The organism is Methylovorus mays, from assembly GCF_020531915.1.
GTDB classification, from domain to species: domain Bacteria; phylum Pseudomonadota; class Gammaproteobacteria; order Burkholderiales; family Methylophilaceae; genus Methylovorus; species Methylovorus mays.
Window position 1 is genome coordinate 44,580 of the sequence record NZ_JAJAVG010000001.1, and the last position, 12,689, is coordinate 57,268.

Genomic DNA, 12,689 nt, shown 5'->3' on the forward strand with positions numbered 1-12,689 from the left:
TTACTCGTTCAGTGGAATGCTGTCTTCGCGCACAATCAGCCAACGGCCTCCGCGCTGCTCCAGATCCACCACTTTTTGCACGGCCTCGTCATGGCCGTTCTCCTGCCGCGTTTGCGTAAATAGTGCCAGCATGCGTTCACCATTGGGTTCAATACTCAAATCCGCCATACGCACCTGCATCACGCCATCCCTGGATAACTCCATCCGGCGTTGGCGCTCCCATTGCTGCCTTGTCAGGCCATCGCTCACCGCAAAATCAGCGGCATAGGTACTGAAATAGGTATCGAGGTTGCGGTTGGCCATTGCCACCATCCAGGTCTGCAGGGTAGCTTCAATTGCCTGACGGCGCGCCTTTTCCTGAGGAGAAAGGTGCTCGGCAGCGCTTTCCACCGGCTGCATGGCTTTATGCAGGCCCGCAATATCCTGATCCGTCGCCTGCACATGACTAAGCACAGGGTCCCGCAATTTTTGACGTTGCAGGGCGAACTCGGCACGGCGCTGGTAACGCGGGCCCTGATCAAAGTCATATCGCAGGGCCAGGCTCATGGTCTGGCCAAAATAGGCATCCCGAATATCGGCATCGTAACTGGTCAATAATGTTAGCTGATCCCGCTCATCATCTCCCGTCAGGCGTACTGTGGCCCCCAGCGCATACATATTGCGATCAGGCTTCAGGCCTGGGCTGACGAAGCGGGTATTGCTGAACAGAAAACGTGATGTGACATCCTGCGCCAGATCGCCAAACTCATGCTGGTAAAGCGCTCTCAACTCGATCTCGGCAGACCAGTCTTTCTGCTGCAGGCTGTATATGGCCTTGCCACCCACACCACCGCGAAAGGAATCAAAACTGCGCGCGTCCACCGCCAGATTGATTGGCGAGCTATCCAGCGCATACTGCGGCATGCCATTCACATAAACCGGAATGGGTTCTGCGATGTCAGGACGTGATGTATCTACGATCATGCGCGAAAACTTGCCATTCTCTTCATAAGCACTTTCGCGGATATGGCTGTAAGCCAACGATGCCATTGGAATCAGCGTGACGTCATCCCGCCACAACATGGGCCAGCCAGCTTCCATCCGCGCCGAATATTGCCAACTGTCATGGCGGCCTGTCGCCGTATGATTGATCAACTGGCGGCGTGTCTGGTAAGTGTGCAGACCAGCACCCAGCATTGTATTGAGATACATGCCATCCCAGGTTTTGGCCGCATAGGCGGCTGCCATGAAGCTATTGATGTCGTTGCGGTTGTTGACGGTATACCCGCTATTGGTGATATTGCTGCGCGCATAACCCGCAGCCGCCCCCACACGCAGGCTATCATCGCCGTCCCATTCCCGATCCAGACCAAATGCCATCCCGGCCGAAGAAACATTGTAGCCATCAATACCCTGCTGGCTTTTCTGAATGCCACGATCACCAAAACCCTGCACCCAGAGACCCTTGCCGGGTAGAATTTCCTGCGTCTCGCGCGAAGCCATGCCTTGGTTTTTGCTCAGGTAGGTATCCACCAGCCGGGTATTCAACATGCCAAATACCTTGTCGCTGTTACTCATCACCGTGCGCAAAGCGCCATCATGGATCTCAGGACGCAAGCGCTCGGCGGCCGAGGCAGCATTATCATCGCGCAGTGATAACAACTGCTTTTGCAGGTCGGTGGGCAACTGCGCATCCCCTTTATATTGGAACAGACTGTCCACCGCCCGGATTGCCGCTTCAGACACCTTGGCGCGCATGGAGGCGGGCACACCAACGTCAGCAATCAGCAAGAGATCGGTCCCGCTCAGGCTGACATCCCACTGCAGGAAACCATTGGTATTGTCTACTTGTGGTAATCCGCTGGCATTGTTCGCCACGACAAAGGTATCGCCATCGCGCACCGCGCGTGAATAGCGGGTAAGCCGCGGAGCAATAATGGAGTTGCTGTCAAATGTGGTACTTCCACCAGCAATTAGCAGCCCCGTCTGGTTGGGGCCAATCGCCATGACAAAGTATGAACCGGCCATCATGCTGATATTACCGCTCACATTGAAGGTGGCATCGCCAATATTGACCGTCCCATAATTCACAAGGTTACCGATAATATTGCCGATCTCGTTATTGATGCCGACAGTGATACCACTAGCCTCCAGCTTGCCGGTTTGTCCGACCACGACATTAGCAGCCGTCAGGGTGGCAGTGCTGTCAAGCAGTGTCCGGCTATCGATGGTGATATCGCCGCTGACATTCAGCGTGGTATAAAGCGCGGTAAATCCGCCACTCAGGTTAACTTCGCTGAACCCGCTCACACTGCCAGCCAGTCCACAGGAAGGGTTGGTAACCACCGTATCCGGATAGGTAAAGTTGTTGGCTTCATAACAATTGAAGTTGTAGATGTTATTGCCTAATCCATTGGCCGAGACCGAGGTCGTCATGTAATTCATGTATCCGGCAAAGTTAACGGTATTGTTTGCCCCGGCCACATCGTTGATCACCACATTACCCAAGTTGCCACCCGAAATTGTCGTCGTCGAGTTCAAGGTAAAATTGCGATCGCCATGGACGTTATAAAGGGTGCTCGCGACACCCCCACTCACGTCGATGACCTGAGAATCCCGCTGATCAACATAGATACCGCCAGTGATTGAGCTGTTGGTCATGTTGACCTCATGCCGGCCCGACCCCAGATAAAGACTCCCGTAGATACTGCCCTGATCAAGATGTATCTCGCTATCACGCGGACCGACATCTGTCGCCGAATACGCCACGACCAGACTACTGTCATCCGTCTGGGCCTGAGTAAGCAGCGGATTACGGTCAACCACCATGACATCGCCGACCAACGCGCCATAACTTGAAATATTGAGGACTGTCTTACCTGCTTCCAGCACGGTGGCATATTGTGTACCGTCGAGCAAGGAGGGTGCCAGCATGCTAGCGCCGCCATAAGTCACCATGCTGCCAGCAACCACACCCGTATTATTCAGGGTTGTACTGGCATTGTTAGCAAGAATAGAAGCGGTATAGCTGCCGGTAGCCGTAATTCTTGCCGGTATCCCATTATCGAATGTCAGAGGATAAAACACTTTGTTATCCACGTACGTATTCGTCACAGTGAGTTCTGGCAACAGGCTGTCTGCACGAATCGCAGCCGCATAACCCGCCAACACCCCATTGTTATAGAGCAAACCGCTACTGTCCGTGGTCCAGGCAGCGGCATTATAAACACGGGATCCACCATCCAGGGTAATGTTGGCGCCGGTATTGTTGATGGTCACGGCATTGCCTCCCGTGGCCGTCACGGCTGCGCTCGCGCCCACATCGCTGGTGGTGTGCGTAATGTTGGTTCCATAAACACCTGGAGAGACCTCCAGGCTGGGGTCGGTCCCGGTATTTTCCAGCGTGGCAGCACCGCTACTGCTATCCACGGTCACCTGTCCCTGTATAAGTTGATCGGTGTTTGTCGAAGTTCCCGTGCAGGTATGAGTGCCATCGCCATTATCAACGCAGGCGGCATTTGACAGCGGGCTACGCACGGTCATGAAAGCCAGCAATGCCAGCAGAGTCCAGGGCTTGAGGGTAAAGCGTTGCATTAGTATTCTCCCTTCGCGGAGCGGTTGCTGGCAGCCGCCAGGGCGGGCTGCTTCAAGGTTACGGCGCCGGGTTGCTGCGCATCAGCCAGCGGTTGCCGGCCCATGGGGACGGCATTTTCGCGCACGATGCGCCACTCGCCATCGCGCTGTTCCCATGAAATCACCTTGCGTTCGCGGTATTGCATGCCTTCACGCACCTGCAGCCAGCTGAACACAGCCACCATGCGCATGCCCTGCGACGCAATCACCAGATCACGCATCTCGACGTTTTTCATACTGGAGGCAATAAAGGCCATTTTTTGCTGTTCTACCCACTGGTTACGACTGCGACCAGGCGGCGCGTAGCTTGGTGCGTAACGTTCAAGGTAGCGCTCAAAATCCTGTCCGGCGATCGCCTGTTGCCACTGCTGCAGAGCCTGGGTCACCTGCTGTTTTGCTTTTTCTACCGAGCCACGGGCGGATTGCAGTACCGGCACGGCCTTGATGTCATCCAGTTGCCGCATCAGGGTCATCTCTGCCTGATTGGGCAGTGTGCTAGGCGTTTCCAGCGTGCGGTCTGGATCCGTCATGGAAAGATTGGAAGGCGGCGGCTCATATTTGCGTGAGGCGTCGAAATCGTAATTGAGAGAGAACCAGACCCCGCGTGGTGCACCTGCTGAAATAAATTGTGTAGGCACCCATTCCGAGGAGTTGTAGTTGAAACCGCCCGGCCCGATAGCGCCTATGGTCGAAGGCGCAAACGGCGAAATACCCAGGCGACCCGCAGTGTAGTACTGCTTGTCCAGCAGATTGTTGATCAGCGCACGCACCGACCAGCCATTGCCCAGGTTATAGCGGGCATTGAAGTTGACCACGGCATAGCCAGGGGCGGTGCCGGAGTAATCATTATCCGGCAAGGTGGTGACCACATTGCCGTAGCTGACCTGACGTCCCTGACTGGGTGTATGGGCATTGTTTTCGTTACCACGCAGGAAGGAGCCGCTATGGGCGACCACATTGAAATTGATCTTGAAATCTGGTGTGACCTTGTAACCCCAGTTGAAATTGATGTTATTGAAGGGAATACCGGGCATAACATTGCCTGGTTTTACCTGAATCATGTTGTAGTCGGTGGAATACACATCCACTGTGCGCGAGCTGTTGTTGGCGCTGACCATTTTGAAATAGGACTGGAATGTCGCTTCCGTCAGGGAATAGTTCACCCGGAAGTCCGAGCGGCCATATTCACCTGACAAGCCAAACTCAATGCCCTGCCGACGCGTATCTCCAATGTCCTGAAAAAAACTCAGTTCACTGGTGGCGGATACCAGATAAATATCATTGCGCAGGTCAGTACGATAGGCGCTGATGTTCCACTCGATGAAGTCCTTGAAGCGACCACGCGCGCCCGCTTCTATGGTCTGAGCTTTGACCTGGGGCAGATACGGATCGCCGGACAAGGCGCTGGGTAATTTGCAGCCACGGCCTTCCGCCAGGCTGCGTGGCAAAAGTCCCGTACTGGTTTCGACCAGCGTACCATCCCAGGCACACCCCAGCTCGACGACGGAAGGCGCGCGCGAACCCTGATTCCAGTTTGCGTAAAGATTGAGATTGGGCCGGGTTTGCCAGGTGACTCCCAGTGAGGGGTTAAACGAATAGTAAGAAAATTTTTCGGTAGCATAGCGATCCAGCAGATTGCCATTGAATCCGAACTGCTCGCGAATATTAGGCGTGACCAGATTGTTCCAGTACTCGACTGAATTGACCGGCCCATCCAGGCTATAAGGACACTCGGACAAATCGGTCCCCGGACAAATGACGCCATAGAAATACCGATTGAGATAGAACAGATCCTCGAGACGGCGCTCCGCCTTCGTGGGCGCCAGGGTATTTTTTATGCGGGTAGTGTTGTAACGCCCCGATGCCGACAAATGCAGATTTTGCGTCGGCGACCATGTCTCGCTGAAATAAAGACTGCGTGTGGTGGAGTCTCCAAAAAAGTCATTGATGGTCAGATCAGTGGAGCCTGCATAGAACTCCTCACCCAACTGGCTGGGATCACTGTAGACATTGCGCTGGTTATCCATCAGTGCGAGGCGCGACTTGCCCAGATAACTCGATTTTGCTTTGTCCAGAGCAGCACCGAACATGAACTTGTGCTGGTCAAAATTGAAATTCAGCTGCAGGTTAATCCCCTGCGAAGTCTGCTGAATGTTGGAGTTGGTGAGCACCGCCGTAGGGGTTCCTTTAACCACGCCCGTACTATTGTCGATTGCACCATCTCTATCCTTTCTTGGTTCTGATGCGATCATGCCCTGATTCCAGTCCGCAGGTGAACTGCGGCATGCGTTGGCATTGGCGGCAGGGGCGGCGAATGCATACTTGGAGTTGCCATCGTCGTCAAAAAAATTCATGCCCTGACCAAAGGTCATGAAGTTATAGGTTTGTACTCCATTGGTGTCCGGATTGACAAAGACATCCCAGACCCCTTTGCTGAAATTGGTTTGCAAGTCTTGTTGCAACTGTGCTGGCAAAGCACCGTTGAACTCCAGCAAAGAGTAATCGGTGACACCATTATTCAGCTTGTTGATAAACTCAATGTAATTCATCTCCGACACGACAAAATAGTCAGGGATGCCATCACGGTTGCTATCCGTATAGGCGCACTGCAAGCCGGTTCCCTCCCCAGGCAAGCGGGTACCCCACATGTGATACTCTTTGTCTGCGTTGCTGAAGGTTTCCTGATCGATGATGTCGCCAGTAGTAGAGTTGCGCTTGCTGGTGCGGTGATAAATCTGACCGGTCAGGCTGATCTGGTCGGTAATATCAAACGCGGCGGCCAGCTGCGTCTGAAACAGGGTATTTTTCGTTTCATCCGGGGAGGTGAATACGGAGGCGGTATCCTGCCGATAGAGTTCTTGCGGCACGGTGCCGTTGCCCACCAGCTTGTTGACCACGGCCAGCGAGGACAAGGTAATGCCCAGGCGGTCGCCTTGCCACTCCAGCTTACCGAATGCCTGGTTGACCTTGCTGGGCGAGTTATCGCGCCAGCCATCTTCCAGGAAAAGATTCACCGCACCAAACGCGGCGATACTACCGTTGTTCCAGCCTGCTGAGCCCTGGAACTGCTTGCGGCCATAAGAACCGGTCAGCACATTGGCGGAAACACCTGGAAACTCGAAACCGCTTTTGGTGCGCATGGACAAGGCGCCACCCAGGGTATTTAAGCCAAACAAAGGGTTGGAGCCCGGATATACATCAAAGCTGGATAGTGCGTTCATGGGAATCATGTCCCAGTTCACCACATCACCAAACGCTTCGTTCACGCGGATGCCGTCAAAAAACACGCTCAAGCCCTGCGGAGTGCCGATTTGCGGGCCAGCAGTAAATCCGCGGTAACTGATATCCATCTGAAAAGGATTACCCTGGTAATCATTGACGTTAATGGATTGCAGCTTGGAGTTGAGCAGCTCGGCCAGACTGATCGAATTGGCTTCCTTGATTTCCTTGGCAGAAATGCTCTGAATATTGCCTGCGATTTGTTCCTTGGTAAGCGCAAGTCCCGGCATGGGACCAATATCCTGCAGGCGTCGGGCACGTACTTCGATCTCTTTCAGCTTGAGCACGCCGCCCTGTCCTCCCATCTCGGGCAGTGTCTTGGCATCGTCGTTTTTTGGGGTAGCACGTTGAAGTTTATATTTTCCGGCCCCCTCTTCAATCACTTCCAGGCCACTTCCCTGCAACAGGGTCGAAAAGCCTTGCTCGATACTGTAGTGGCCCTTTAGACCCTGCGTTTTCTTGTTGCGGGTAAGCAAGGGATCAAACCCCAGCATCACCCCCGCCTCGGCAGCATAGGACGGTAGCGCATCGCTCAGGCTGCCCGGGGCAATGGCATAGTCTTTTTGCACCAGACCGGTTTTGATGGGTTCGGCGGCAGCTGCGAGCGGTGGCATGCCAAGCAGTTGGAGCACCAGCAGGTAAGGCCAGCCGGACATTCCCAACCCGGTCTTTCCATGGATTTTGTTTATGCAACACTTGTTCAGCACGCTTTTTCTCCCAGCAAGTCTTTGCTGGTATGCCGAACGAAATTAAAAAAGTGGAAGATAAACCAGAAAAAAATTTGCAGTGTGATGATGACGCTTAGCTCAAGCTGGCCGGATGGTCGTCCAAAGCCGGGTAAAACTTTCTACCCTTACCGGCAGAGTGCGTACCAAGGTTTGAAGCACAGACTCAATATCATCGAGGGGGAAAGCGCCAGAAATCTGCAGTGCCTGCACCGCGGGATCACATTGCAAGCGACCGCGCCGATAGCGCGCCAATTCGTTGATAAACTCGCCCAGCGGCATTTCATAAGCCACCAGCATGCCCTTGCTCCAGGCGCTATCGGTGGCGCGAGCCGCTGCGACTTCACCCATGGTCTCATCGTTGAAATCCACACGCTGACCAGGGTATAACGTCATGCGCACCTGACCACCGGCAGTCGGCCGAATCGCCACCGCCCCCTCGAAGACGCTCACCCGACTGAAGTCCTGGGTATCGCGCACCATGTAGCGCGTGCCAAGCGCGGTGATTCTGCCGTAGCGGGTATGCACGCTGAATGGCCGATTCTGCGGGTCAGCATGGCCGGTCTCAATCAGCAACTCGCCTTGCAGAAGTTGCACAACACGATGCTCGGCGCTGTATTCGATATTGATCGTGGTATCCGTGTTCAGCACCAGGCGGGTACCATCTTCCAGCACCAGTTCGCGCCGCTCCCCAATCGCGGTATCGTAATCGGCCAGTAACTCCTGCCATGGCTGGGCGCGCCAGCCATAAGCGCCAAGTATGCCAATCGCCAAAATCCCCGCCAGTTGCTTGAGTGCCCGGCGACGAGAAGGCGATGGCACGGCAAGGGTTGCCAGACCGATATCAGGGGAGATTTCACGAAATTGCTGATTGATCGACTCGAGCTGACGCCAGGCCTCCCGATGCTCTGCACTGGCATCAAGCCAGGCTTGCCAGAGCTGACGGTCTCGCGAAGTTGCGTGCTCATCTGCCAGCCTGGCATACCAGCGAGTGGCTGCGACGAGGGCATCCGAGGCCTTCATACCCATCCTGCATCCTGTTTTACAAGCAGACAATGCAGCAGTGCTTTGCTGATGTAACTGCCCACCGTGCGCGTGGATACGCCCAAACGCTGACTGATTTCCAGATAAGTGAGTCCCTCAAGCTGCAACATCAGATAGGCGTTGCGGATATGCGCGGGCAAGCCGTTCAGCATTTGATCAAGTTTGATGAGGGTTTGGAGCACCATGGCCCGGGTTTCAGGCGAAGGCACTTCGGTAGGCGCAACGTGCATGAGCGCGTCGAGATAAGCCTTCTCAAGATCATTGCGGCGCAGTTGGCTGACCATCAAGCCATGGGCGATAGTCGCGAGGTAAGCCCGTGGTTCGAGTATGGCAGACAGATCTCGCTTGAGAAGCAAGGTCAGAAAAGTGTCCTGCGCCAAGTCTGCGGCGCCGGTAGGGTTCCCCAGCTTTCGACGCAGCCAGGCTTGCAGCCACAACTGATGATCCTGATATAAACGTTGAATTAAATCGTGCTGCTCAATCACTTGCATGGTCAGCTCTAACTTCGTGGAATTAGAGCTGCTAGTGCAAAATGGATACCAGCTTCACAATCTATTGATTATTATACAATTTAAAATAAATAGCATTATCCAAATGGTTGCTAATGGCTGTAGTCAGCCAGCAGGAACAGCCAAGATGGCTATAAACAACCACCTTGGTTGGCAGATGATTAGAGCGCTCCAAACACCTTTTTAAGGAGGCTGCTGGCTTGTCCCATCGGGTCTTTGCGGATGGCTTTTTCTTCCTCGGCCATCATTAGGTAAACACCATCCAGCGTTTTCTGAGTCACATATTGCTCCAGCGTCGCCTGATCTTTTTTCACCAGACCAAACTGACTGCCCATTTCGGCAAACTTGTTGTATTGCTGGGCCAGCGCAACATTCTCGGTGGCTTTTTTAACGATGGGCAGGAATTTCTCAGCCATGGGGCCGGAGGTGGTTTGCTTGAAGTACTGGGTGGCGGCATCGTCGCCCCCGGTCAGGATGTTCTTGGCGTCAGTCACACTCATTTTCTTGACGGCATTGACCAGCAAGGTCTTGGCCTCCGGCACGGCGGCTTCAGCGGCGCGGTTCATCTTGAGCACGAGCTCATCCGCCTCGTCCCCCATGCCAAACATGCGCATGGCTTTTTCGGCTTTCTTCAGGTTATCCGGCAAGGGGATTTTCACTTGGGGATTATTCAGGAAACCATCCACCGCACCCAGTTTACCCACAGCCTTGCCGGCGCCCTGGATCAGGGCTTCCTTGAGGCCGTTGCTGGCGTCCTTGTTACTCAACGCGCTGAGGTCAGCACTGTGTACATTCAGCGTAAAAACAAGCAGGGTCAGGGCAGTGAGCAAACGGGACATGATGAACATCCATAAAGGGCATGAAGGAATCACAGTCTACCGCAAAAGAAAGGGCGTGCAAGCTTGCACGCCCTGTCGTTTTATGACGGCTTGATAATGATCAACCGCGGATGGGATGCACTTTCCAGATGTTGTTGGCGTATTCGCCTATGGTGCGGTCACTGGAAAATTTGCCTACCCGCGCGACATTGAGTATGGCACGGCGTGTCCACTCTTCCTGATCCTGATACAGCTTGCTGACCGCATCCTGGGCATCGATATAGCTCTGGTAATCGGCCAGCAGCAGGTAGTTATCGCCCTTGTGCAGCAGGGTGTCAAAAATCGGCTGGTAGCGGTCAGGCTCATCCACCGAGAAAAAGCCACCGGCAATCATATCCAGTACCTGACGCAGCTCTTCGTTGCCATGGTAATAATCCCAGGGGTTGTAGCCGCGTGCCTTGAGATCGGCCACTTCCGGTGTCGTAAGGCCGAAGATGAAGATATTCTCGTCGCCAACCTCCTCCTTGATTTCGACGTTAGCACCATCCAGCGTACCGATGGTCAGAGCGCCATTCAGCGCCATTTTCATGTTGCCAGTGCCAGAGGCTTCGGTGCCTGCCGTGGAAATTTGTTCAGAAAGATCACTGCCGGGAAACAGCAACTCAGCGGCGGAGACTTCATAGTTGGGGTAAAACACCACCTTGAGTTTGTCCCCTACGGCAGGATCGTCATTCACAATGGCAGCCACATCATTGATCAGCCGAATAATCAGCTTGGCCATCCAGTAACCAGGTGCCGCCTTGCCGCCAAAAATTACCGTGCGCGGCGTAATGCTGTCGGCCTTGCCACTACGGATACGGTTGTACAGCGTGATGACATGCAGCATGTTGAGCAGCTGGCGTTTGTACTCGTGTATGCGCTTGATCTGTACATCAAACAAGCTGTTGGGATTGAGGCTGATGCCGGTGAGTTTGGTAATGCGGGCCGCAAGGCGGATCTTGTTCTGCAACTTGATCTCGCGGAATGCCTGGCGGAAATCGGCATCTTCGGCCAGAGGCACGATGCCTTGCAGCTTGCTCAAGTCTTTGTGAAAACCCTCGCCTATCACCTTGGCAAGCAAGGCGGTAAGTCCTGGGTTGCACTGGTTGAGCCAGCGGCGCGGGGTAATGCCATTGGTGATATTGATGAACTTGCCGGGATAAATACGGTTGAAATCGGCAAACAAGGTGGTTTTGAGCAGCTCGCTATGCAGTGCCGCCACGCCATTGACGGTATGGCTGCCGATCACGGCCAGATGTGCCATGCGCACGCGGCGGCCGTGGGTTTCATCAATGATGGAGACCCGGCTCAGCAGATCGGTATCTCCAGGGAAGCGGTGATTCACCATCTGCAGGAATTCATGGTTAATCTGGTAGATGATGCCCAGATGGCGTGGCAACAGACGACCAAACAGATCGACTGACCAGGTCTCCAGCGCTTCCGGCATCAGCGTGTGATTGGTATAGGCAAAAATCTTGACCACCAGCTTCCAGGCATGGCTCCACTCAAGCCTGTGCACATCTACCAGCTGATACATCATTTCGGCCACGGCAATCGCGGGGTGCGTGTCATTCAACTGAATCGCCACCTTTTCCGGCAGCATGTTCCAGTCGTGATGATTAGAAAGAAAGCGACGCAAGATGTCCTGAATCGAGGCGGAGACAAAGAAATACTGCTGCTTGAGGCGAAGCTCCTTGCCCGACACCGAGGTGTCGTTCGGGTAGAGCACCTTGGAGATATTCTCAGTGGCATTGCGCTCTTCCACGGCTTTTTCGTAATTGCCATCATTGAAATGCATGAGGTCAAATTCGCGCGTCGCCTTGGCCGACCACAAGCGCAGGTTATTCACGGTTTCCGTGCCATAACCGGGAATCGGCACATCATAGGCCATGGCGACGACGGCCTCGGAATCCACCCAGTGATGTTCAAGGCCATGCTCGGTGGGGAACTCCACCACGTGCCCAAAGAAGCGCACGATATAGGTGCTCTCAGGGCGCTGGAACTCCCAGATATTGCCGTAACGCAGCCAGTTGTCGGGATTTTCTATCTGCTGACCATGGCTGATGGATTGGCGGAACATGCCATATTCATAGCGAATGCCATAGCCGGTGCCGGGAATATCCATGCTTGCCATGGAGTCGAGAAAACAGGCGGCCAGACGCCCCAGGCCGCCATTGCCCAGTGCGGCGTCGGTTTCCATCTCCACCACCTGCTCCATATCACGCCCCAGCGCGTGCAGGCCTTCGCTCACTTCCGGTGCTATGCCCAGATTTAGGGCAGCATTGGACAACATGCGCCCGATCAGAAACTCCAGTGAGAGGTAATAAACACGCTTGGGGTCACGTTCCTGATACGCCTCGGATGTTTTGACCCAGCGTTCCACCACGTGATCGCGAACGGTATGGGCCGTCGTGGCATACCAGTCGCGAGGCGTTGCCGTTGCACTGGTTTTGAATGCCGAAAAAATCAGGTGGTTCTGTAAAGCCTGTGCTATCGGGGTTTTTTCAGTGGTAACGGTGGGGGTGAACTCGGAAGGCTGGGACGCATTTGAACTTATCATGGCGGTTAGATTCCTGTCATATATCTGGAGATTCAGTACAGGCTAACGGCCCACCGTGATCTGGAGATGACATTCCCTGGCAGGAAAATCCACTCAAAATAGC

At 54.3% G+C, this 12,689-nt stretch carries 6 protein-coding genes; all 6 read right to left on the minus strand.

What is annotated here, in order from left to right:
- The 6 genes from LG203_RS00180 to LG203_RS00205 all read right to left on the minus strand — a co-directional run bounded on the left by LG203_RS00180 (position 1) and on the right by LG203_RS00205 (position 12,586).
- Positions 1–3,573 carry an autotransporter outer membrane beta-barrel domain-containing protein gene (locus tag LG203_RS00180; RefSeq protein WP_230343983.1) on the minus strand — a complete coding sequence of 1,191 codons (3,573 nt, stop codon included), beginning with the start codon at positions 3,571–3,573 and terminating at the stop codon, positions 1–3.
- A complete protein-coding gene (locus tag LG203_RS00185; protein ID WP_230343984.1) occupies positions 3,573–7,547 on the minus strand; it encodes a TonB-dependent receptor in 3,975 nt (1,324 codons plus the stop codon). The genes LG203_RS00180 and LG203_RS00185 overlap by 1 nt, the downstream gene beginning before the upstream one ends.
- 150 nt (positions 7,548–7,697) lie before the next feature.
- Complete coding sequence (locus LG203_RS00190) at positions 7,698–8,639, minus strand: FecR domain-containing protein (protein ID WP_230343985.1); 942 nt, start codon at positions 8,637–8,639, stop codon at positions 7,698–7,700.
- On the minus strand, positions 8,636–9,151 hold the full coding sequence (locus tag LG203_RS00195; RefSeq protein ID WP_230343986.1) for a sigma-70 family RNA polymerase sigma factor: 516 nt from the start codon (positions 9,149–9,151) through the stop codon (positions 8,636–8,638). The genes LG203_RS00190 and LG203_RS00195 overlap by 4 nt, the downstream gene beginning before the upstream one ends.
- Positions 9,152–9,330: 179 nt before the next feature.
- On the minus strand, positions 9,331–10,008 hold the full coding sequence (locus LG203_RS00200) for a DUF4197 domain-containing protein (RefSeq protein ID WP_230343987.1): 678 nt from the start codon (positions 10,006–10,008) through the stop codon (positions 9,331–9,333).
- 100 nt (positions 10,009–10,108) lie between these two features.
- A complete protein-coding gene (locus tag LG203_RS00205) occupies positions 10,109–12,586 on the minus strand; it encodes a glycogen/starch/alpha-glucan phosphorylase (protein ID WP_230343988.1) in 2,478 nt (825 codons plus the stop codon).
- Positions 12,587–12,689: the final 103 nt, after the last annotated feature.

Excerpts from the sequence above, each read along its gene's own strand:
- LG203_RS00195 (WP_230343986.1), bottom strand. The coding sequence starts at position 9,151 with ATGCAAGTGATTGAGCAGCACGATTTAATTCAACGTTTATATCAGGAT.
- LG203_RS00185 (WP_230343984.1), bottom strand. The coding sequence starts at position 7,547 with ATGTCCGGCTGGCCTTACCTGCTGGTGCTCCAACTGCTTGGCATGCCA.
- LG203_RS00205 (WP_230343988.1), bottom strand. The coding sequence starts at position 12,586 with ATGATAAGTTCAAATGCGTCCCAGCCTTCCGAGTTCACCCCCACCGTT.
- LG203_RS00180 (WP_230343983.1), bottom strand. The coding sequence starts at position 3,573 with ATGCAACGCTTTACCCTCAAGCCCTGGACTCTGCTGGCATTGCTGGCT.
- LG203_RS00200 (WP_230343987.1), bottom strand. The coding sequence starts at position 10,008 with ATGTCCCGTTTGCTCACTGCCCTGACCCTGCTTGTTTTTACGCTGAAT.
- LG203_RS00190 (WP_230343985.1), bottom strand. The coding sequence starts at position 8,639 with ATGAAGGCCTCGGATGCCCTCGTCGCAGCCACTCGCTGGTATGCCAGG.